The sequence below is a fragment of the Solwaraspora sp. WMMD406 genome (assembly GCF_029626025.1).
GTDB lineage: Bacteria > Actinomycetota > Actinomycetes > Mycobacteriales > Micromonosporaceae > Micromonospora_E.
This window is the reverse complement of sequence record NZ_JARUBF010000001.1, coordinates 4,679,996-4,702,579: the sequence shown is the minus strand read 5'-3', so window position 1 is coordinate 4,702,579 and position 22,584 is coordinate 4,679,996. Positions and strand designations below refer to the sequence as shown.

The following is a 22,584-nucleotide window of genomic DNA, read 5'->3' as shown; positions in this document are numbered from 1 at the left end:
TCAGCGGCAGCCGCCGGTACCGGTTGGGCTGGTGCGCGCGCGTGGTCGGTCAGCCGAACCGGATGGGCAGGAAGGCCGTGCCGCCGTTGCGGGCGGTGCCGACCAGCGGCGGGTCCTCACGCCACAGCAGGCACCGGACGGTCTTGTTGCCTTCGTCCCACTCGTCGCGGAACGGATAGTCGTAGATGGTGCCGAACCGGAATCGCAGGTCGCCGTCGACGGGTAGCCGCGCGAACCCGGCGACCACAGCCCGGCAGCGTTCGTGGACCCGGACCGAGTTGTCGGCGAAGTAGTCGTAGGAGAGCGCGTCCTCGACGTACAGCCCGGCGAATTCGCTCTGGTGCGGCTGGGAGCAGGCGACCGGCCGGAGGTTGCCGATGCCGTCGTCGGTCACCGACTCGGGTTGGAAGCAACCCCAGCGCAGCGGGCCGTCGGGACCGAGCGCTCCGGCCAGGCTGGAGGTACGGGAGACGAACGTGCGATCCGCCATGCTGGTCATTTCGCCGACGTCGCAGCGGTACCACCGGGCACCCCCGGCCCAGGCCGGTGCCGACGGCAGGACGATCTGCAAACGGACCCGGCCGGCCTGCCAGTAATCGCCGAGGAATCCCTTGACCCGCTGGTCGCACACGCCACGGGCGGCGGTGCGCTCGGGCGAGCCGGGTCGGGGCGCGGTGTCGCCGGCGGCGTGCACGCCGGCGAAGGTGCCGACGAAGACCGTTTCCACCAGGTGCGGCCGGCCACAGTCGACGGGGTCATAGTCGGCGCGGGACCCGACGTCGCCGGACTCGGTGTGGCAGAAGCCGACGTCCGGTACGAAGGATGTCACGGTGTCGATCGCCGGCCAGTCGTTGGTGAGGTCGCCGTCGCCGAACCGCGCCGGTCCGGTGCATCCGGCGGTCGTCGACAGGATCGTGGCTGTCAGCACCGCACCGAACCATCGTCGCCGCATCGCCGTACGCCTCCCCGAGCCGGGTGACCGTAGGAGCACAAGAGTACGGCATCGGGTCCAATCCGGCCGCGACGCGAGGGTGCGTCTGTCGTGATGCGACGGTGCTGGTGTCGGCGCGGGGCCGGTCCGTCCAACTGGACGAACCAGCCCCGCCCCGACGACGGCGATGCGGTCAGCTCGGCTGCGTGAAGGTGATGAGCTGCGGTCCGTTGGCGTTGATCGGTTCGGTGGTGGCGCTGGCGAAGTCGGTGCCACCGTGCCACCGGTGGACGCCACTACAGACACAGTGGATCTTCACTGGCTGCCGGGGCAGCACCAGCAGTTGTGCCTGGGTGGCGGAAGCGCCGAGCTCGGCGACACCGACCGGGTCCCTGGTGGCGGCGTTGTGGAAGACGATCCGACCGGGTCCCTGGGGTGGGTCGGGAATGTCCACCGTCACCTCAGTGCCGCGCTCGAGTTGGTAGTCGAACGGTACCGGCCCGTTGGCGTCGGTCGTGACGAGTTCGGCGCGGAGGCGGTTTCCGACGTGACCGCTCCACTGGTAGGGGTACCCGTCGGCCTTGAACAGCAGCGGCCACTGGTATGGGCCGAGCCAGTCGATGCTGAAGGTGCCGTCGTCGGCGACCAGCGAGTAGCGGGGGTCACGGGAGCCGTCCGGAATCGGGGCGACGATGCCGACCGTGGCGTGGCCCAGCGTCTCCTCGTCCGCGCCGAGGACCGATCCGCTGATCGTGGCGCGCGGGTCGAGCCGGATCGTCGGGCCGGGCTTGATCTCGTCGGCGGTGAAGGTGAACCATCGGGCGTTCTTCTGGGTGCCGGTCCCGCCCGTTTGGCTGACCCATTGTGCGCCGTACGGACTGCCGGAGTCCGGGAGGACGAAGAGGTTGTACGAGCCCGGTCCGGGTACGGTGACGTTGACTCGTCCCGCCGCATCGCTGCGGGTAGGACAAACGTTGGCGAAGCTGAATGTGAATACGCTGACGGCGAAGACGCAGATGTCCGAGACGGGTGCCCCGGTGGCGGCGTCGACGATCTGGGTGCGTACTCCCGGGCCGGTGAAGTCGGTGGTGGCGTACGCCTGTGGCGCGACGGTGGCTCCGGCCACGAGTGCGGTGGCCGCCGTGGCCCCGATGACGAGTCGTCGTTTCCGATCGCCGGACGAGGGCGGCTCGACGGCGCGGTGGGCGCCACCTTTGCCGCGTGTGGAAAATCGAATGATTCTCAAAGAGGTTGCCCCTTTCGCGTTTCGCTTGACAGATGCGTGCTAGATGAGTTTGTAGCACGGAAGTAACGTGGAGCCTGGTTGCGCTTGCCGTCGGCGTCGGTGTTTCGTTGTCGCGTTCGCTAATTTTCAATGTCCGGCGTCGATCATCGCCGTATGGACGGGTGGTAACGAGAAAACAATTAGCGTTCGAGTGGCCGGAGTGGATTCGCTCGGTCGGGCTTCTCGCCGCGGCGGGCCGCGACGTGACGATCCATACGCCGCGCGGCCGGCAGGATCGCCTCACACCCTCTCTGTGCTGGGAGAACAGGCGGCGGTCTCCGGTCAGGGCACCCTGCTGGACGCGTTGACCGCCGCCCAGACCTCGACGGTGGATACCCTGAAGTCCCAGTCGATTCCGGTCCAGGAGTAGCACGGTTGATCGCATACCTGCGGGCCGCGGGCACCAGCCTCGTGCTGGACGCTCGCGGCCCGTACCCGCCGGTGGTCCTGCACTGGGGTGCCGACCTGGGCGAGTTGGCCGCCGACGAGCTGGCGGCCGTCGCCGACGCGGCGACACCGGCCGTACCGCCCAGCGCCGTCGACCAGCCGCTGCGGCTGACCTTGCTGCCCACCCCGGGGCAGGGTTGGACCGGCCGGCCCGGCATCGCCGGACACTGGGCGGCTCCGGCGGGACATCGGGCGGCTCCAGCAGGACACCAGGCGGGTCCGGCGGGACCCGCCGGCGCGGCGCGACCGACCCGGCCCGTGGACGACGTGCGGCTGCGGGCGGTACGCCGTACCGGTGACCGGGGCGTGTGGGTCGAGTCGGCGATGGCCGACGGCCGTCTGCTGGTGGACACCGAGATCCAGCTCAGCCCCGAAGGTGTGCTGCGGGTACGCCACCACGTCCGCAACACCGCGCCCGACGACGATCTGCACCTCGCGTCGGTCGACGTGCTGATTCCGGTGCCGGACCGCGCCGACGAACTGCTCGACTTCACCGGCCTGTGGGCGCACGAGCGGCGTCCGCAACGCGCCCTGCTGCGGCACGGTGTCTGGAGTCGCGAGACCCGGCACGGCCGGCCCGGCCACGACGACCCGTACCTGCTGGTCGCCGGCACCCCCGGGTTCGGCTTCCGGACGGGTGAGGTGTGGGCGGCGCACCTGGCGTGGAGCGGCGACAAGCGGCTGTGGGCCGAGCGGCAGGCCACCGGGCAGAGCCTGCTCGGCGCAGGCGAACTACTCGCCCCCGGCGAGATCGTCCTGCCGTCCGACGCCACATACACCTCGCCGTGGACGGTCGCCGTGTGGTCGGACGCCGGCCTCGACGGCCTCTCCGCCCGACTGCACGGGTGGCTACGGTCCCGCCGGCCGGCGCGTCGCCCCCGACCGGTGGTGCTCAACACCTGGGAGGCGGTCTACTTCGACCACGACCTCGACCGGCTGACCCAGCTGGTCGACGCCGCCGCCAGCGTCGGCGTCGAACGTTTCGTACTGGACGACGGCTGGTTCACCGGCCGGACCGACGACCGGCGAGCGCTCGGCGACTGGTACGTCGACCCACGGCGCTGGCCAGACGGGCTGCACCCGCTGATCGAGCGGGTGCGTGCCGGCGGCATGGACTTCGGGCTCTGGGTGGAACCGGAGATGATCAGCCCCGACTCCGACCTGGCCAGGGCCCACCCCGACTGGCTGCTCGGCACCGTACACACGCCGACCTGGCGGCACCAACGCGTCCTCGACCTGGCCCGGCCGGCCGCGTACGACCATGTGCTGCGGCGGCTGAACGCGCTGCTGGACACGTACCCGATCGCGTACCTCAAATGGGACCACAACCGCGACCTGCTCGCCGCCGGTGGCGCGCACCGGCAGACGACGGCGCTGTACCGGCTGCTCACCGAGCTGCGCGGCGCGTTCCCGGCGGTGGAGATCGAAAGCTGCGCGTCCGGGGGCGCCCGGATCGATCTCGGCATCGCCGACCTGGTCGACCGGTTCTGGACCTCGGACACCAACGATCCACTGGATCGGCAACGGATCATGCGCTGGACCAGCGTACTGATGCCGTTGGAGTACCTCGGCGGTCATCTCGGCGCGGACACCGCGCACATCACCGGCCGCGCCACCGATCTCGGCTTCCGGCTGGCGACCGCGTTGTTCGGCCACGCCGGCATCGAATGGGACCTCACCGCCGCGACCGGGGAACAACGCGGGTACGTGGCGGACTGGGTCGCCGCGTACAAACGGCTCCGTCCGCTGCTGCACACCGGCACCTTGGTCCGCGCGGACAGCCCCGACCCCGGGTGCCAGGTGTACGGCGTGGTCGACGCCGACCGCTCCACCGGCCTGTACGCGCTGGTCGCGCTGGCCGCCCCGGACACCGCCGTGCCGGTGCCGCTGCGCCTGGTCGGACTCGACCCGCTGCGCCGGTACGCCGTACGTCCGCTGCTGATCGGACCGCAGCCCCGGACGATGCAGGTCGCGCCGCCGGCCTGGCTGCGGGGCGGCGGGGTGACTCTGTCGGGTGGGCTACTCGCCGAGGTGGGTCTGCCGGCGCCGCTGCTCACCCCGCAGCAGGCCGCCCTGTTCACCGTCGACGCCGTGGACTGAGGCGTCACTCCTGTCGCGCGGCGCGGCGTCACTCCTCTCGCGCGGCGCGACACGGCCTGGCGTCTGTCCGCGCATCGGTCGTCGGCGGCGTCCCCGTCCCTGGGGCGTCACCGCCAGCGGTGCGTCGTGCGGTCATCTGGTAACGGTTGTGTGACGCGCGGTGAGCGAAGGTCGGGTCATGACATGCCCCGGCCCCGGCGCCCTCCGCCAGACCGTGGCCGTCGACCGACCAGACAGCTCACCGATCGCCGAGCAGGCAGGCCACCGAGCCCAGCCAGCCTCGGGTCGTGCCGGCCGCCCAAGGGAGTTCAGATGATCAGGACAATGCTCCGGATCCGCGCTCGCCGGGGATTCGACCCAATGGTGCAAGCGCAGTGGCGGGCGGTCGTGGACCAGATCGCGGCCTCGTCCGGCAACCTGACCCGGTCGCTGCTCGGCGACGCCAACGATCCGCGCACCCTCGTCGTCGTCACCGAATGGGCCGACGACGCCGCGCTGCGCGAATACGTCGCCGGCCCGGTCGCCGCGCGGTTCGCCGACGCCCTCGCGGACATGACTGAGCCGCCGACACCGGACAGCTACCGGGTGATGCGCGAGACCACCGGACAACGCGCGGCGGCCGATCCGGCGGTCCGGCAGAGACAGACCTACGTGGACGTGGAGATCACCGTACCGGCCGACCGGGTCACCGAGTTCCAAGAAGGACACGCCGAGGTGGTCCGCCGGATGGCTGACGTGCCCGGATATCTGGCCGAGGAGCTGTTGCGGGAACCCGGCTCCACCATTCACCACATTTTCGCGCGATGGCGTAGCGAGGCGGAGTTCCGCCGCTGGATCGACGACCCGGACCACGAGCGGGCCGAGGCGGGACCGATCGCGCCGTTCCTCGTCGGGATCCGCCCCCGGCTGTTCGAGGCGCTGCCGCCGGCCGCGCCCGAGGAGACGACGTCCGGCGCGGCGGCCGGCACCTCCGGCGCGGCGGCCGGCGCAGCAGGTCAGCGAGGGCGGCAGGGCGCCGCGACGGACACGACCGAGGTCCTGATCGTCGGCGCCGGGCCGACCGGGCTGACCGCCGCGATCGAACTGGCCCGCCGGGGCGTCGACTGCCAGGTGGTCGACAAGCTCACCACCCCGCCCGGACAGGCCGACAAGGCGATCGGGGTGCACTGCCGGACCATGGAGATCTGGGCGGACCAGGGCGTCGTCCGAGAGGCGATGAATGCCGGGATCTGGCTCACCGGGCAGATGGTGTTCGTCAACGGCCACGAGGTCAACCGGATGAGCTGGGAGCTGCCGGAACTGCCGTACGGGCACCTCGGCCTGCCGCAGTACGAAACCGAGCGGATCCTCACCGACCGGCTGGCCACCCTCGGCGTACGGCCCCGCCGCGGCGCCGAACTGGTGGGATTCACCAGTGACGACGACGGCGTGACCGCCACCCTCGCCCTCGCCGCCGGTGGCAGCCAGACCATCCGCGCGACGTACCTGCTCGGTGCCGACGGGGCGCACAGCAAGGTACGGGACCTCCTCGGCCTGACCTTCTCCGGTGGTTTGGGCCGCTTCCCGCAACTGTTCATGCTCGGCGACGTCGACGTCGACTGGGACATGCCCGACGGTCACCTGCTGCGGTTCATCCACGAAATCGACGGCCAACTCGACAACATGCTGGTCTGCGTACCGCTGCGGGGTGAATCGCGCTACCGGATCGCGACGATGGCACCGGCACGGTACTTCGCCGCCATCCGGGGCGAGAACGCCCCGCCGGGGTTCAGCGCGGAACTCGACGAGCCCACCCTCGCCGACGTACAGGCGGTGTTGGACCAGTTGGCTCCGCCCGGCACCCGGGCGGCCAACCTGCGCTGGTCGTCGATCTTCCGGATCTGTCACGGCATCGTGGACCGGTACGGCGACGGCCGGGTCTTCGTCGCCGGTGACGCCGCGCACCTGCATCCGCCCGCCGGCGGCCAGGGCATGAACACCGGTATCCAGGATGCTTGGAACCTGGCCTGGAAGCTGGCGCTGGCGGTCCGGGGAATGGCCGCGCCGGGGCTGCTGGACAGCTACCAGACCGAGCGGCGACCCCAGGGCGAGGAGGTCGTGGGCCGGGCGGTCCGGCTGGCGTTCACCGACGAACTGGACCGCGCGGACCTGAAGCGACAGTTCCTGCAGGAGATGTCGATGCTGCTCAGCTACGCCGGCAGCCCGATCGTCGGTGAGTCGGTGTCCACCCCTGACGGGCTGCGCGCCGGGCCGGCACCGGGTGACCGCGCGCCGGACGTGGCCGGTCTGCTGCGTCGCGGCGTCGGCCATCCGCAGCGGCTGCACGAGTTGACCCGAGGCACCCGGCACACGCTGCTGCTCTACGCCGACCACACCGCCGACGAGGCCGAGGTGGCGACGGTGGAGAAGCTCTGCGCCGACGTCCGCGAGCAGACGTACGGCCAGATCGAGGTCTATCTGGTCGCCAGCGCGGACGCCGCGGTGCCGCCGATGCTGCACCCGCCGGTGGTACGCGACGCCGAGGGCGCATTCCGGGCCGGGTACGGCGTGACCGGCACCGCCGCCTACCTGATCCGCCCGGACGGACACGTCGGGTTCCGCAGCCAGCCGATCGACGCCGAGGCGCTGCGCGGCCACCTGCGGTTGGTGTTCGGCGGTGCCCGGTGACGGCCGGTGGCGCGGTGCCGGCGGGTGCCGCCGGGTCCGTGGTCGGCGCGGCGCCGGCGGGTGCCGCCGGGTCCGTCGCGGACGCGGGATCGACCGGATCCACGGTACGGGCGGTGCTGGCGATGCGGATCCGGCACGGCTGCGAACGGCGCTTCGAGACGGAATGGCTGTCGGTCGCTCAGGCGATCCGCGCGCTCGACGGCTGCCTGCACCAGGACCTGGTGCGCGACGCCGACGACCCGCAGACCTATCTGATCATCACCGACTGGGCGGATCGCGACCGACTCGACGCGTTCGGCCGCAGCGCGCAGCGCGATCGGTTGCTGCGGGTGATCCGGGACCTGCGGGAATCCGCGCGGCGGCACACGTACCAGGTGCTGCACAGCGTGCCGAGCGACCTGGAGGAGCCGAGATGACCGCAGACGCCGAACCCGCCGATCCAGCCGTGCCGGCGGAGCGAGCCGAACCGGCGGAGCGGGCCGTGCCGGCGGCGGAGTTCTACACCGACGAGTACGCCGTGGACCCCTATCCGACCTACGCGCGGCTGCGGGCCGACTGCCCGGTACGCCTGGTCGCCTCGCCGAGGTTCGAGTCCTATCTGATCACCCGGTACGACGACGCCCGGGAGGCCCTCACCGATCCCCGGCTGTCCAAGGACCTCTACGGTCCCGAACAGCATTACCTGCGGTTCTTCGGACCCAACTCGGAGGGTCTGAACAAGAACATGCTCAACTCCGACCCACCCGAGCACAGCCGGCTGCGGCGGCTGGTGTCGCAGGCGTTCGCGCCCCGGCGCATCGAGGCGCTGCGGCCCCGGGTCGAGCGCATCGTCGACGAACTGATCGGCGCGATCGCGCCGAGGGGCGAGTCGGACCTGATGCACGACTTCGCCGTACCGCTGCCGATGGTGGTGATCTGCGACCTGCTCGGGGTGCCGAAGGGCGACCACGAGCAGGTGCTGGCCTGGACCCAGGTGATCCGCACCTCGGGTTCGGCCAGCCGTCCGCCGCAGCAGGAACGGGCGGCCGTGCAGCAGGTGCAGTCGCTGCTGCACGGCTACCTGGCCGGGCTGGTCCGGGCCAAACGCACCACCCCCGACGACGACCTGATCAGCGCCCTGATCGACGTGTGTGACCAGGGCGGCAGGCTGTCCGAGCGGGAGCTGGTGTCCACCGCCTTCCTGCTGCTGTTCGCCGGGCACCAGACCACCGCCGACTTCATCGGCAACGCGATGCTGGCCCTGTTGACCAACCCCGATCAACTGGATCTGCTGCGCGCCCGGCCCGAACTGCTGCCGACCGCGATCGAGGAACTGCTGCGGTTCGACGGGCCGCTGCCGGTGGCCAGCCCGAGGGTGGCGACCGAGGACGTCGAGTACGACGGCGTCCGCATCCCGCGTGGTGCGGCGGTAGGTGTGGTGCTCAACTCGGCGAACCGCGATCCGGATCACTTCACCGACCCCGACCGGCTCGACGTGACCAGGGAGCGGGGTCCGCATCTGGGCTTCGGTCACGGCGTGCACTACTGCCTGGGTGTCTCCCTCGCCCGGATGGAGGCGCGGATCGGCATCGGGGCTCTGCTGCGCCGGCTGCCCGACCTGCGGATCGCCGTACCGGTCGATCAGCTGCGTCGGCTCCCCCCGGCCTCGCCGTTTCGCGGCCTGCTGGAGCTGCCGGTGAGCTTCACCTCCACCGCGATCCACTGACCCGAACCCGGACGCGTCACCGGCAACTGCGGCAAACACCGGGAAACACCGGCAACACACCGGCCACAACCGTCAGCGAGGAGTAGCCATGGTCTTCCGAAACGTCATCGTCTGCCGCATGGTGAAGGGCAGCGAGAACACCATCGCCGAGGTCTTCGGCCACTACGACAAGGCGACGCGCCCCCAGGATTTCGGGGTGATCGGCCGCATCCTGCTCTCGCACGACGACCTCTACATCCACATCGTCGAGCGCAACGAGGACCCGGCGATCTCGGGCCAGAACCGGGGTCTGCCGGCCTTCAAGGAGATCGCCGAGGCGATCGGACCGTTCGTCACGCCGTACCCCCGGAACTGGCAGAATCCGTCCCATTCGGTCGCCAAGGAGTTCTACCGCTGGACACCGGGGGAGGGTGCCGTCGCGGAGACCGGCGACGAGCGACACCTGACCGTCATCGTGGGGCGGATCAAGCCGGGTGCCGAGGACAACGTGGCCCGGATCTTCGCCGAGTCGGACGCCGGCACCCTGCCGGTGGAGATGGACGTCACCGCGCGCTGGCTCTATTCGATCGACGACGTGTACGTGCACCTGCTGGAGCGGTCGGTGCCGCATTCGGCCGACGACGCGCGGATCCACGACAAGCCGAAGTTCGGCAAGATCATGGAGGAGTTGAGCCCGTACATCAGCCCGTACAACCAGGACGCCTGGCGAGGGCCGACGGACGCGGTGGCCAAGGAGTACTACCGCTGGCGGGCCGAGGACTGACCGACTGACCGACTGACCGACTGACCGACCGCGTGCTCCGCCGTCGGGCGGCCCCGGTGTCAGTGCGACCGGCGGCGGAGTACGTACCTCGACCGGGTCCGTCCGAATTTCGGATGAAAGGTGGCACGGCATAATCGAGAGACATTTACATCAGCTGATTTGTCATCGAAGACAACCTATAGGTTGGTGTGTGTTCAGATGGTGTCGCAATACGCTCGGTACTCACGTGAAGCCAATGATGAATGGTGGTGTAACCGTGCGAAAGCTGCTAGGTCTCCTGGTCGCTGTGGTGGTCGGCCTGACGGTGACCCTGATGGTCTCGACGCCGGCCCAGGCCACCGGGGTCACCTTTACCCAGACGAGTGTGTGGTCCACCGGATACGTGGCCGAGGTGACGGTCACCAACAACTACAGCATTCCCATCACCGGCTGGGAGGTGGGCTTCACCCTGCCGGCCGGCTCGACGGTCTCGTCGCTCTGGAACGCCCGGAGCGCGGCCAGCACACCGCACTACATCATGATCAATCCCACCTGGTCCACGACGCTCAACCCCGGCGTGTCGACGACGTTCGGGTTCGTGGTGACCGGCACCGGAACCCCGACGTTCCTCTGGCCACTGTGACCATCCGGACCGTCACCCGGTCACCGCAGCGCGTCGGCCAGCCGGCGGGCCTCGGTGACCAGCCGGCTCGACCCGGCCCGGGCGGCGACGTCGACCAGCCCCGGCACCTCGATGCGCACGCCCGTCGAGGCGGCGGTCCGCGCGGCCAGCGCCAGCAGATCCGGCAACCCGCGCGGCGCGGGCCGGCAGGCCAGCAACGCCGGCAGCACGGCGGCCAGGAGCCGCCAGGTCGTCAACGGAGCCCCGGCGGCCGCCGCGTCGCTCAGCGGTAGGACGACCCGCGACACGGTGATCATGCCGTCGGCGGCGAGTGCGCCCAGATGACCGCCGACCGCCGTCGGGTCGAGCCCGCCGTCGGCGGCCAACATCAGCACCGCGTCGACGGTCGCCACCCGGTCGGGTTCGTGCCGGGCGGCCAACCCGTAGGCCACCGCCAGGTCCAGCGCGGGTCCGGGCTCGCCGGTCCGTTCGGCGAGCATCGGCAGCAGCGCGGCCCCGCCCGGCTCGTCGAGGTCCGCGCAGCCGGCGACCAGCGGCAGGCCGTACGTGGCGACCAGCCCGCGATAGGCGGGCAGCTGCGCCGGCCAGAGTGGTTCGTCGGTGAGACCACGCAGGTCGACCGGGCGGGCCGACACCGTGAGCAGCCCGTACGGATCGTCCGCCCCCGGCGGGGCGACCGCTTCGACGACCCGCCGCCGTGCCGGCAACCGGTCGTGGCGGAAGTCGTATGTGCCCTCCCGGTCCCGCCGGGCGACCGTCACCACCTGGTAGCGCGGTCGTGGCAGCCCGCCGACCCGCAGCCAGTCGGCCAGCGTCCGCCCGGTCGGGCTGCCCAGCCGCGCGGCCTTGGCCGCCAACGGTTCGTCGACAATCGCCGGTAGCCGCAGCAGCGCCTGGGCGAGGTCCGCCGGCCACGGCGGCCGTGCCCCGAGCCGGGCCAGCCGGTCGTACAACGCCTGCGGCTCGATTCCACCCGTGCGATGCGTCGGTGCGGCCAGCAATCCTGGCGCGGGTGCCCCCGACGGGCGGTGTTCCGGCGTGCCGTGTTTCGACGTGCCGTGGTCAGTGGCGAACCGGCCGATCTCCGCGACCCGGGTCCGCAGCAACCGGCGCAGCGTCGCCTGCTGCGGGTCGGCCGGCCGCCGGCCGGACGTCTGCTCCCGCCCCCAGGCCGCCGTCAGCGACGCCCAGTTGCGCGCCGGGACCGGGTCCTGGCTGCCGGCGACGACCGCAGCACCCCGCCGAGGCCGCCGAACCTGTCCTCGGGCATCGCGGACCAGGCCATCACCCCGGCCCGATCCAGCACCGGGGTCAGCGCGGCGACCACGGCCGCGCGATCAGTGGCGGCCGTCTGCACCACGCCATCGAGGATCCGTTCCAGCGCCACCGAGTCGGTGTCCGGGCCGCCGAACAGCGCGGCCGTCTCCTCGGCGAGCTCGTCCGGATCGGTGATCTCGGGCCGATGTCGAGTCGGGCGTACACCCCGCAGCAGCCGGAGAAGGACTCGAACCGCAGCTGGTCCTGGTCGGCGGTGACCACCGGGTCGAGGCTCGCCGGGTCGACGGGCCGGTGGTAGCGGGTCCGGGCGACCTCGGTGACCGCCAGCAGCCCGGCCGCCGCCGGCACCGGCCTGGTCAGGAACCCGGCGAAGAACCTCGGGTTGGCGGCCGGCCCACCGCTGGTCTGCAGGGTGAGGTACTGGTCGGTCAGGGTCGAGGGGCGCAGGTACCGGTAAGTCGCGACGCCGTTCACGCTGGCGCACGTAACCGGCCCGGGCCGACATCGCCGGGCCACCGCTGCGGCGGAGTCGGCGGTCAGCCGAGGTGTTCGTCGACGAAGTCGAGGCATTCACCCAGTCGCGCGACGACGACGCCTTCGGGCAGACGCGACGTCGCCGGTCGTCGGCTGCCGGCCGCTGGCGTCGGGCGGTGCGGTCGCCGGTGCCGTACCGCGCCCCGTCGGTCGGGCGGCTTCCTGTCGGATCGGGTCGAGGGCCGGTCCGCTGGCGGACAAAATCCCGCGCGTACCGCGCATTGACACTGATCAGCCCGAAACGGCCTGACAATAATTTTCGCCAGCTCGTGTTCGGGTGGTCCTTCCGGTGGTCCCTCCGGGTCGACGGGGCATGCGTTTCGTCGAGGATCGAGAAGAGGGACAAAATTGCCAGCGTACGTGAACACGAGAAATAATCATATGTCTCTACATCGATCTCTTTCGGCTTTAGCATTTGTGTCAATCAGGTACACGGTCACCGGTCGACCTGTCACAAACGGGTCGGCCGTGTATCGAAAGGAGGCGGGAGATGATCTTCTCCCGGCCGTCCCGGCGCCGCTGGCGCTCCGCCCTCACCACCTCCGTGCTGGCCGCCGTGACGGTGGCCCTCGCGACACCGGCCCACGCCAAACCGGCGGAAGGTCCGGTGCTCTACGCCGGCGCCCAGACCGCCGTCGCGGACTCGTACATCGTGGTCTTCAAGGACGACCGGGTGACGCGGCCCCGGGTCGCCGCGACCGCCCGGACCCTGACCGCCCGACACGGCGGCACCGTCGCCCGCACCTACCGCGACGCGCTGCGCGGCTTCGAAGCGCGCATGTCCGCCGCCGCCGCGAAGCGGGTCGCCGCCCACCCGAGCGTCGCATACGTCCAGCAGAACCGGACCGTGTCGCTCGCCGCGACGCAGAGCCCCACCCCGTCCTGGGGGCTCGACCGCATCGACCAGGCCGCGTTGCCGCTGAACAACAGCTACACCTACCCCAACTCCGGATCCGGCGTCACCGCGTACATCATTGACACCGGGATCCGCTTCGCGCACAGCGACTTCGGCGGCCGCGCGGTGACCGGGTTCGACGCCGTCGACGGCGGCAGCGCCGACGACGGCAACGGGCACGGGACCCACGTCGCCGGTACGGTCGGCGGCACCGCGTACGGCGTGGCCAAGAGCGTCACCCTGGTCGGCGTACGGGTGCTCAACAACAGCGGCAGCGGCACCTACGCCGGGGTCATCGCCGGCATCGACTGGGTCACCGCCGACCACGCCGCCGGTGAGCCGGCGGTCGCCAACATGAGCCTCGGCGGCGGCTTCGACCAGGCGGTCAACGACGCGGTGGCCCGCTCCATCGCCGACGGCGTGGTCTACTCGATCGCGGCCGGCAACAGCAACGCCAACGCCTGCAACTACTCGCCGGCCAGCACCCCGGCCGCGATCACCGTCGGCGCCACCACAAACACCGACGCCCGCGCCAGCTACTCCAACTTCGGCACCTGCCTGGACATCTTCGCCCCCGGCAGCAACATCACCGCCCCCTGGCACACCAGCAACACCGCGACCAACACGATCAGCGGCACCTCGATGGCGGCCCCGCACGTCGCCGGCGCCGCCGCGCTCGCCTTGGCCGCCAACCCCGGCTACACCCCGCAGCAGATCGGTGATCTGCTGGTCGACGACGCCACCAGCAACGTCGTCACCAACCCGGGCACCGGCTCACCCAACAAGCTGCTGTACGTCGGCGACATCGTCCCGCCCACCCAGGACTTCGCCATCGCGGTCACCCCGACCGCCGGCGCGACCAACCCGGGCGGTTCGGTGACCGCCACCGTCAGCACCGCCACCGTCATCGGCACCCCGCACAGCGTCGCGCTCGGCGTCAGCGGACTGCCGGCCGGTGTGACCGCCGCGTTCAGCCCGTCCACGGTCACCTCCGGCGGCTCGGCCACCCTGACCCTGAGCACCGCCGCCACGACCATCCCCGGGATCTACGCGCTGACCGTGACCGGCACCGGCCCGGAGACCACCCAGACGGCGTCGTACACGCTCACCGTCAACGGCCCACCCGGATGCTCCCAGACCAACGCCACCGACTACCCGATCAGCGACCACACCACGATCGAGAGCGCGGTCGTCGTCACCGGGTGCGCCGGCACCGCCCGCCCCACCAGCACCATCGCGGTGAACATCCACCACACCTGGATCGGGGACCTGACCGTCTCGCTGATCGCCCCCGACGGCAGCGCCTACGTGCTGCACAACCGGACCGGCAGCAGTGCCGACAACATCTTCCAGACCTACACCCGCGACCTGTCCGGCGAGGTCGCCAACGGCACCTGGAAGCTGCGGGTCCAGGACTCCGCCAGCCTGGACACCGGCTACCTGGACAGCTGGACCCTGAACCTGTGACCCGGACCGATTGACGATCGATCAGGGCTTCTTGACGATCGATCGGGGCTTCGGACGGAATCGTCCGGAGCCCCGATCGCCGTTAGACTCGATCGCTGGTGCCGGCTCGCCGGTTCGCGCAATCGCAGCGTTGGAGCACAGATGAGGTCAAGCCTGCCGATCCTCAAGGCACACGGCTCGCAGAACGACATCCTGATCATCGAGGGCCGGCCCGGGGACTACGCCGCCGAGGCGGACCTGCCGCGACTCGTCCGCCACCTGTGCGACCGGTCCGGCCCGCTCGGTGGTGACGGCGTCTACTTCATCGACCTCGCCCCTCGGGTGCCCGAGGCGGCGTTCTTCAACCCGGACGGCTCCTTCGCCAAGCTCTGCGGCAACGGCATGCGCTGCATCGGCCGCCTCGTCCTCGACACCCGCGACGCGCAGGAAGCCGTCATCCGGGCCGGCGGCAGCGACTTCGTGGTGCGCCGGGCCGCGTCCACCCCCGAAGGGGTCCGGCAGACCGCCGTCGACATGCCCCGGATCGACTTCGACCCGGCCGACCCGGTGGTCGACGTCGGGCAGCCACACGTCGACACACCGCTTCCGGCGCTGCACCCGACGCTGGGCATGACGGCACTCGCCGTACCGAACGATCACCTGGTCGCGGTGGTCGAGAAGTTCGACGAGGCCGAGCTTGTCGCCACCGGCCAGCGGATCACCGCCGCGACCGACCTGGTGCCGCGCGGGGCCAACCTGTCGTTCATCTTCCCCCTCGACACCGGTGGGACGGACACGCCGGGCGAGATCTACGTGCAGACGTACGAGCGGGGAGCCGGGCTGACCCCGTCGTGCGGATCCGGTGTCGTCGCGTCCCGTGCGGTCTACTCGCGCCTCGGTCTCGCCGATCCGGACGCGCGGATCACCGTCCGCAATCCGGGTGGGGTCGCGACCGCCTGGCTGTCCGGCGACGCCGACGCCTGGCACGCCACCCTGCAGGGCAACGCGTCGTACGTCTATCGGGCCGACGTCGACGCGGGGATCCTCGCCACCGGGTCACCGGCCACCGTCGAGACGGACACCTTCGTCGACGAGGTCCAGGCGTTTTCGCGGCTGCGGGAGAACAACCACGCCGTGTTGCAGGCCGCTGGCGTACACCCGTCGGTCGGTTGACGAACGACGGCGACGGTAGCCGCCGGATGTACGCCGACCGACGGCTACACCCGGCGGCCCTGGGCCGCCTCGCCGGTCAGCTTTCTTCGACCTCGGCGATCAGATCCTGCATCTCCGCGATCATCTCGGCGAAGTCCAGCGTCTCTTCGGCCGACGGTTCCGCGATCGACACCGGCTTGCCGTAGTCGGTGTAGTTGATCGTCATGTCGCTCAGCTCGCCCATGACGAGCTTGACCCGACGCGGCTGGTACTGCTCGTCGACCCACACGTCGGAGACGATCTCGGTGACACCGGCGGTCGCCAGCTGCTCCTGGACGCCGTCGCGTAGCTCGGCGTCGAGGTGACCCAGGTAGGCCTCCACCGGTGTGGTCGAGGTGTAGTGCACGGTCGGCACACCGTCGATGGTCTCCTCGCCGACGACGGTCACGTCGCCGCCGTCGAGCAGGGTCTGGACGCTCTTGACCGGGTCCATGTCCTCCAGCTGCTTGGCGAGGTCCTCATCCGAGCTCTGGCCGAGCGACGCGAGGTCCATCTTGAACCACTTCTTGCCTTCCATCGACGCCTGGTCGGCCTCGGGGATGCTCACGTAGAAGGCGCTGCCGACCATGATGATCGTGATCTTGCCGTCTTCCGGGTCCGTGGTCGACAGCTCGGCCATGGGCGAGTCGCCGAGCTTGATGACGCCGCTCATGTCGACGGTTTCACCCTCGGAGGTGCCGGTCATCGTCACCGTCACCGACTCGGCCTTGCCGGTGGTCTCGACGGTACGTTGCAGCGAGCCGGTGGCGTCGCTGGCCAGCAGCGCCAACACGTTCGGCTGCTCGGCGGCGGCGGTGTCGCCGTCAGGGGTGCTGGCCTGCGAACCGCAGGCGGTGACGGCGAGAACGGCGACCGAGGCCACACCCAGCTGGGCAAGCCTCTGCATTGTGGACACGAGCGAAAACTCCCTGAACGTATGTGTCTGGTTTATCGGTCATGCGGCAGCCTAGCGTGACCTGTCCAGCGCGCCGCGACCGCCAGCGGCCCGTGTGACCGTCGCTGATGGACAGTCTGCGGTGCGCGAGCGGGTCTCCATGCAGTGATTGCCCGAATTGCGAGTCAAGTTGACAACTGCCGACTGTTGATGCGTGGACTTCCTTTCGCTAGCGTTATCAACGCCCATCGAAATCGTCGGGGATCTTTAATTGCTGATCTTGATTGGTGCTCTTGACGAGTGTTCGCGTGTGGACATCGTCAACAACTCTCTGGGGACAACGTTCCCGCTCGCCGAGTCCCCACAGGACATAGCCCTCGCCACGGTGATCGCCGGCTGAGTTGGGTCGGGTAGGGCGCGGCGCGTCATCCACCTTGCGGGATAGGATGTCACCCCGCCCGACGGGGTGCGGCAAGATGTCCCGATGAGTCCTGTGAGCCGTGGTAGGAAGAAGGTCAAGTCGCGCACCGGCGCACGTGGCCGCACGCCGGTGTCGCTCGTCCCTGAACAGTGCGACTGCCCGGAGTGTTCGGACCCTGCGTTCGAACCCGGCGGGTTCGTCGCCAAACTTCTGGCGGCCGCCGCCGACCTGCCTGACGAGAACGACCCGTTGGCGGCCGAGCTGTTCGGGGCGGGTTTCGTAGCGGTGGGAGAGTCCGCCGCCGACGGTTTCGGTCAGGCGCTGGCCGAGGGCATCGTGCCCGCGCTGGCCCAGCGTTCCAGCCGCGAGTCGGTCGCCGTACTGCTCGCCATTGACTCGGTGCGTGCCGACGCGGGTGCCGCCGACGCGGCCCGGACGCTGCTGGCCGCCGGAGTCCCCGCGCCGGCGTGGTCGGGTGACCTGTCCGAGACGCTGAAGGTGGGACTCTGCCGGCGCTACGGTGACTCGACCGGCGCGGCGTCGATGCTGTTGTGCTCCTTCGAGCGGACCGGCCGCCCCCACGGCTTCCTCGTCCAGGTCGACCACTTGGACTGCGACGCGGCCGGGGAGATCAGCCTGCTGCCGGGCGAGTTGCTCGACGATGTCGACGCCATGATCCGTACGGACCTCCGCCGCGCCGACGTGTCGTTCACCGTCGACGATCTGGATCCGGGCGAGTTCCGGTGGCAGGTGCAGCGGGCGCTGGACGCCCGCGCGACGCACGACCGACAGGACGGCGAGCCCGGCTCCGACGGCGACTTCGGTGACGAAGACGGACCCGGCTACCACCCGCTGGCCGTACTGCTGCGTGCCCGGCTGGCGGCACTGCCCGAGCCGACCCGCCCGCCGGCCGAGCACGGACACGGCGACGGCGATCCGGCGGCGATGCTGGAGATGCTGGCCGAGATCGTCGGGCAGGCCCAACGGATCAAGGCGGGCGGCCGGCTGCGGCGCGTGCCGTCGCGGGCGCCGAAGCTACCGAGAAAGCGAAAGAAGTCCGACGGGCCGGCGCCGATTTACCAGGTCAAGGTTAGCCTGCGGGGGGCGAAACCACCGATCTGGCGGCGGCTGGAACTCCCCGGCGACACCACCCTGGCCGACGTGCACGACATCCTGCAGGTCGCCTTCGACTGGGACGACAGCCACTTGCACGTCTTCGACACCCCGTACGGCATGTTCGGTGTCCCCGACCCGGATCTCGACCACCGCTCGGCGGCCGCCGTGACGCTGGAGCAGGTCGCCCCGGGTGTCGGGGCCAAGCTGCGGTACCGCTACGACTTCGGCGACAGCTGGGACCACGAGATCGTCGTCGAGAAGTCGCTCGACCGCCAGGCGGTCGTCTACCCGCGCTGCACCGGCGGCCGGCGGGCCGCGCCACCGGAGGACTGCGGCGGCATCTGGGGGTACGGCTACCTGGTCGAGGTCCTCGCCGACCCGTCCCACCCGGAGCACGACGAGCGCCGGGAGTGGCTCGGGATGGGGCCGGACGACGACTTCGACCCGGCACGGTTCGACACCGCCGAGGTGACCCGCCAGTTGACCGGGCAGGGGGGATGACGACAAGGGTCATCCGACGCTGACGAAGCTGAGTCGGTGGGCTCCGGTCGCGGCACGAACGTGTACGGGTTGACGAACGTCGAATCCCTGCTGGCCAGTTCGGCCGCGACGCGTTCCCGCTCGGCCCGTTTCGCTGCCTGCCCTGCCTCCTGTGCGTCCTGGGCCGCCTTGCGTTCGGCGTCGGCGACGAGCCACTGGCGCAGCCCGCCTGCGATCCGCCAGCAGCCGACCAGCGGCAACTGAACGATTTGGCGGACAGGTGTGATGTCGCCCATGTTCTGTCGCGTTGGCGACGGAAGGTCCGGCCGGAGGATTGCGTACGCCGGCCCAGTGGTTACGGTCGGCTGACCGTACTGGTGACGACGACAAAGGTGACGCGTGTCCGACGTGGAGAAAAACCGGCCCGACGAGGCGCGACCTGTCCGCCGTACCGCTGATCTGGCGCGCTTCGGGCGGTGGCTGGCCGGTCCGGCCGGCCCCGGGGTCATCGGCGTCTTCTTCACGATCGCGACGGCCGCGTTCAGCGCGGCCGGCGGCGTCGCGCCCGACCTGGCGGTGGAAGGCTGGACCTCCGGGCGGGGCGGCTGGCTGGTGACGTTCGGTGTCCTGGCGGTCGTGACCCTGGTCGCCGGTGCCACGCTGTGGTGGTGGCGTAACCGGCTCCGGCAGCGACTCGGCGTCGCCTACGTGATCAACGAGGTGGCGGCCGGGTGGACCCCGGAGCAGAAGGAAGGCTTCCTGCGCGACGTCCGGGACCGGTTCGCCGTGTTCCGGCCAGTGCCGCCGCTGCGCACCTTCGACCGGGCGGCGGTGTGGCCGCAGGGATCCCAGGCGACCCGCTGGGGCCGCGACGTCGACAGCCTGGTCCGGCACTTCCAGGTGGCCAGCTACGACCCGGACGGCCGGGACGCCACCCTGGACCGGTCCCTGTTCGTCTGGGCGCCGTGGCCGGTGGCGGTCGCGTTCGGGCAGCAGGTGACGGCCGCCGAACGGGGCCGGGCGCTGCGCGTGCGACAACGGGACAGCTTCGGCCGGCAGGGGCCGCTGCTGGCGACGCCGGTCGCCGACGGGCACACCTTCCAGGGGCAGTTCGACCGGACGGCCGGTGGGCTGTTCGGTGATCTGCGGGTGCTGAGTCATCCGGCCCAGCTGCGGGTCATCCGCGACGACCCCGCCGACGCGGGGCAGGTCCCCGGCGATGACGAGGCGGGGCAGGTCGCCAGGGACGCCGAAGCGGGGCAGGTCCCAGTGGGGCAGGTCCCCGGGGACGGCGAGGCGGGACCGGCGGCAGGCCAACGGCAGCCGACGCCGGAGGTGCTGCTGCTGGTGCTGCGGACCAACCATCACGAGTTCGGCCGGCTGCCCCGGCTGCCGGTGGACGTGACGCAGCGGGCCGCGCACGACTTCACGGCGGCACTGGCCGCCGACCGGGAACCGATCGTCGTCGAGCTGCACGACGCCGCCGGTCTCGGCCTGCCGGAGACGGCGTCGACGACCCTGCGGGAGTGGCGCTACCTGCCCCGGCCCGGCGAGACGTACCACCACTGGGAGGACTATCCGCAGATCGTGACGGCGGCGGTCCAGTGGATCGCCGAGCAGGTGGCCGAAGCGCCGGGCGCGACGGTGCTGCTCGGTGCGCAGCTGCCGCAGGAGGTGTCGGTCGGCCTGGGTATCCGGTCGGCCCGGCAGTCCGGTTGGCCCCGGCACCTGTGGCCGCTGGTGCACTCGATGACCAACGGCACCTTCACCGTCCCCGGGCTCAACCTCGGCCGCTGACCAGCTGGCCGGGTCCGACAGCTGTCGCACCCGGCCAGCACCGCTCGGTCAGCTACAGACGGCACCGTTGAGGGTGAAGCCGCTCGGTGCGGAGCTGTTGCCGCTGTGGGTGGCCTGGAAGCCGATGGTGACCGAACCTCCTGGCGGGATCGACGGGTTGTAGCTGACGTTCGTCGCGGTCACCTGACCGCTGGTCGGTGAGTACGTGGCGTTCCAACCGGACACGATCGTCTGTCCTGATGCGAGGGTGAATCGCAGCGACCAGCCGTTGATGGCGCTCGTACCGGTGTTGGTGATGGTGATGTTGTCGACCAGCCCGGAGTTCCACGCGTCGACCGCGTTGGTCACCCGGCACGCCCCCGTCGGCGGAGCCGTCGTCGGGGGAGCGGTGGTCGGTGGTGCCGTGGTGGGCGGTGCGGTGGTCGGCGGCGCGGTCGTCGGGGTGGGCGAGGCCGAGCCTTCGGTGATCGTGATGGTGGAGATGCTCCGTGCGGGAACGTCGACCGTCACCTGGCCGCCGCTGACGCTCACCGGCTGCGACTGGGAGCTCTGGGTCCGTGAGGTGACGGTGTATTCGGCCGCCGAGACGTTCTGCGGCACCTGGACGACCGTGTCGTTGACCGCGCTGTTGGACCGGTTGAGCAGCACCAGGGTGACTTTGCCCCGGCCCTGGTAGGCGGTGACCTCCAGGGACGACGCCCGCGAACTCTTCGACAGGGCGACCCGCTTGTCACCCGGCCGGACGTACTTGGCGTACTGGGAGAACGCGTAACCGCGCCGCAGGGGTGCGCCCCTGGTGGTCCCGTACTGCGACTCGCCGTCGCCGACGAAGGAGTAGAAGCGGCGGCCGTACCACCAGATGTAGGCGCTCCAGCCGGATTCCATCGACCGGTGTACGGTCCGCATGATGTCGTCCAGGGTTTCGTTCCAGACGGCCGTGTTGCTGGGGTCCCCCCAGATGTTCGAACCGCTTCCGTCGGCGGCGTGCAGGTTCCACTCGGTCATCCACTGGGGCTTGCCGTACTGGTTGGCCAGCGGGTAGGGCGACAGGTTGCCGCTGTTCTCGGCGTCGTACAGGTGGCCGCCGACGTACCCGATGTTGTTGCGCGCGGCGGGGTCCTGCAGCGTGGGGTCGCTGTACGAGCGGGCGAACCGCAGGGATTCGCCGACCATCAGCTCGGTGTCCCGGATCGCCGCGCCGTGGTCGCGGACGAAGTTGCGCATCTCGGCGCCGGTCCAGTCCATCGAGTCGTAGTCGGGGTGCCAGTCCGGCTCGTTCTGGATCGACGTCACGTCGATCGTGACGCCCTGGCCCTTCATGTATTGCACGTAGTCGTTGAGGTGTCTGGCGTAGTCGTCGTAGTAGTCGGTCCGGAGCTTGCCGCCGTTGACCCGACTGTTGTTGGTCTTGAAGTGTGCCGGTGCCGTCCACGGCGAGGCGAGGATCGTGACGTCGGAGCCGTAGGACTTGGCCGTCTGGAGGCTGCTGACCGGCCAGCTCCACTCGCTCGACGTCGGCGACACGACGGTCCGGACGATCGACAGACCGAGCTGTCCCTGGCCCATGCCGACGAGCGTCTGGGTTTCGCTTGTCGACCATTGGTCGCCGCCGCTGCTGAAGATCGGGGTGGCGGCGCCGAAGCCGTCGATCGTCTGGTACGACGAGCCGGTGTTGACGGTGATGTCCGGTGTCGCGGCCATCGACGGCGGCGCGGTCAGGACCCCGGCCACGGTGACGACGGCGGTGGCTGCGGCGAGGACGGCAGCCGCGCTGCCTCCGCGCCGCAAGTGGTACGGGCGGATTGTGCCCCGGTGGGTCAGCCTCATCGGGCTTCCTCTCTGCCGCAACGGCCACAGGGTCGGCGGCAACCTGGTGTGGCCGGGCGTCTCCGACGTGTCCGAGCGGCCGGACGCCGCCGCTCGTCGTCGGTTTGTCGCCGCCCAGCCACGAGTCGATCAGGATGGTCTGGTCCCGTCGCCGTCGCCCTCGGCACGGGTCGTCAGCGCTGGT

At 70.6% G+C, this 22,584-nt stretch carries 16 protein-coding genes; 10 read left to right on the top strand and 6 right to left on the bottom strand.

Annotation, left to right across the window (positions count from 1 at the left end):
* Window positions 1-49: 49 nt before the first annotated feature.
* On the bottom strand, window positions 50-952 hold the full coding sequence (locus tag O7632_RS20590) for a septum formation family protein (RefSeq protein ID WP_278116588.1): 903 nt from the start codon (window positions 950-952) through the stop codon (window positions 50-52).
* Window positions 953-1,124: 172 nt separating this feature from the next.
* Window positions 1,125-2,177 (bottom strand): hypothetical protein, encoded by a 1,053-nt coding sequence (locus tag O7632_RS20585; protein WP_278116587.1) that lies wholly within the window; start codon window positions 2,175-2,177, stop codon window positions 1,125-1,127.
* A gap of 414 nt (window positions 2,178-2,591) precedes the next feature.
* Here O7632_RS20585 and O7632_RS20580 point away from each other — a divergent pair, with 414 nt between their 5' ends.
* The 6 genes from O7632_RS20580 to O7632_RS20555 all read left to right on the top strand — a co-directional run bounded on the left by O7632_RS20580 (window position 2,592) and on the right by O7632_RS20555 (window position 10,520).
* Window positions 2,592-4,763 carry an alpha-galactosidase gene (locus O7632_RS20580; protein ID WP_278116586.1) on the top strand — a complete coding sequence of 724 codons (2,172 nt, stop codon included), beginning with the start codon at window positions 2,592-2,594 and terminating at the stop codon, window positions 4,761-4,763.
* Between the two features lie 312 nt (window positions 4,764-5,075).
* Complete coding sequence (locus tag O7632_RS20575) at window positions 5,076-7,430, top strand: FAD-dependent monooxygenase (protein ID WP_278116585.1); 2,355 nt, start codon at window positions 5,076-5,078, stop codon at window positions 7,428-7,430.
* Window positions 7,427-7,846 carry an antibiotic biosynthesis monooxygenase family protein gene (locus O7632_RS20570; protein WP_278116584.1) on the top strand — a complete coding sequence of 140 codons (420 nt, stop codon included), beginning with the start codon at window positions 7,427-7,429 and terminating at the stop codon, window positions 7,844-7,846. Before O7632_RS20575 ends, O7632_RS20570 begins: the two co-directional genes overlap by 4 nt.
* The gene (locus O7632_RS20565) at window positions 7,843-9,135 is read left to right on the top strand and encodes a cytochrome P450 (protein ID WP_278116583.1); all 1,293 of its coding nucleotides are present in this window, start codon (window positions 7,843-7,845) and stop codon (window positions 9,133-9,135) included. The genes O7632_RS20570 and O7632_RS20565 overlap by 4 nt, the downstream gene beginning before the upstream one ends.
* Before the next feature lie 88 nt (window positions 9,136-9,223).
* Window positions 9,224-9,898: a TcmI family type II polyketide cyclase gene (locus tag O7632_RS20560; RefSeq protein WP_278116582.1), complete on the top strand. Its 675-nt coding sequence runs from the start codon at window positions 9,224-9,226 to the stop codon at window positions 9,896-9,898.
* 256 nt (window positions 9,899-10,154) lie between these two features.
* On the top strand, window positions 10,155-10,520 hold the full coding sequence (locus O7632_RS20555) for a cellulose binding domain-containing protein (protein WP_278116581.1): 366 nt from the start codon (window positions 10,155-10,157) through the stop codon (window positions 10,518-10,520).
* Window positions 10,521-10,540: 20 nt separating this feature from the next.
* On the opposite strand, the gene O7632_RS20550 is transcribed toward O7632_RS20555, so the two are convergent.
* Together O7632_RS20550 and O7632_RS20545 are read right to left on the bottom strand one after the other, a co-directional pair.
* The gene (locus O7632_RS20550) at window positions 10,541-11,626 is read right to left on the bottom strand and encodes a hypothetical protein (protein WP_278116580.1); all 1,086 of its coding nucleotides are present in this window, start codon (window positions 11,624-11,626) and stop codon (window positions 10,541-10,543) included.
* A 205-nt stretch (window positions 11,627-11,831) separates the two neighbouring features.
* On the bottom strand, window positions 11,832-12,272 hold the full coding sequence (locus O7632_RS20545; RefSeq protein ID WP_278116579.1) for a hypothetical protein: 441 nt from the start codon (window positions 12,270-12,272) through the stop codon (window positions 11,832-11,834).
* A gap of 550 nt (window positions 12,273-12,822) precedes the next feature.
* On the opposite strand from O7632_RS20545, the gene O7632_RS20540 reads away from it, so the two are divergent.
* Window positions 12,823-14,694: a S8 family serine peptidase gene (locus O7632_RS20540; RefSeq protein WP_278116578.1), complete on the top strand. Its 1,872-nt coding sequence runs from the start codon at window positions 12,823-12,825 to the stop codon at window positions 14,692-14,694.
* Window positions 14,695-14,835: 141 nt separating this feature from the next.
* Window positions 14,836-15,846 carry a diaminopimelate epimerase gene (dapF, locus tag O7632_RS20535; protein ID WP_278116577.1) on the top strand — a complete coding sequence of 337 codons (1,011 nt, stop codon included), beginning with the start codon at window positions 14,836-14,838 and terminating at the stop codon, window positions 15,844-15,846.
* A 76-nt stretch (window positions 15,847-15,922) separates the two neighbouring features.
* On the opposite strand, the gene O7632_RS20530 is transcribed toward dapF, so the two are convergent.
* Window positions 15,923-16,771 (bottom strand): LppX_LprAFG lipoprotein, encoded by an 849-nt coding sequence (locus O7632_RS20530; RefSeq protein ID WP_278120238.1) that lies wholly within the window; start codon window positions 16,769-16,771, stop codon window positions 15,923-15,925.
* Window positions 16,772-17,243: 472 nt separating this feature from the next.
* Between O7632_RS20530 and O7632_RS20525 the strand changes: the two genes are divergently transcribed.
* Together O7632_RS20525 and O7632_RS20520 are read left to right on the top strand one after the other, a co-directional pair.
* Complete coding sequence (locus O7632_RS20525; protein WP_278116576.1) at window positions 17,244-18,797, top strand: plasmid pRiA4b ORF-3 family protein; 1,554 nt, start codon at window positions 17,244-17,246, stop codon at window positions 18,795-18,797.
* 378 nt (window positions 18,798-19,175) lie between these two features.
* Entirely contained in the window at window positions 19,176-20,573 is a 1,398-nt protein-coding gene (locus O7632_RS20520; RefSeq protein ID WP_278116575.1) for a hypothetical protein, read from the top strand.
* Window positions 20,574-20,621: 48 nt separating this feature from the next.
* Here O7632_RS20520 and O7632_RS20515 read toward each other — a convergent pair whose 3' ends face one another.
* Window positions 20,622-22,400 (bottom strand): cellulose binding domain-containing protein, encoded by a 1,779-nt coding sequence (locus O7632_RS20515; protein ID WP_278116574.1) that lies wholly within the window; start codon window positions 22,398-22,400, stop codon window positions 20,622-20,624.
* Window positions 22,401-22,584: the final 184 nt, after the last annotated feature.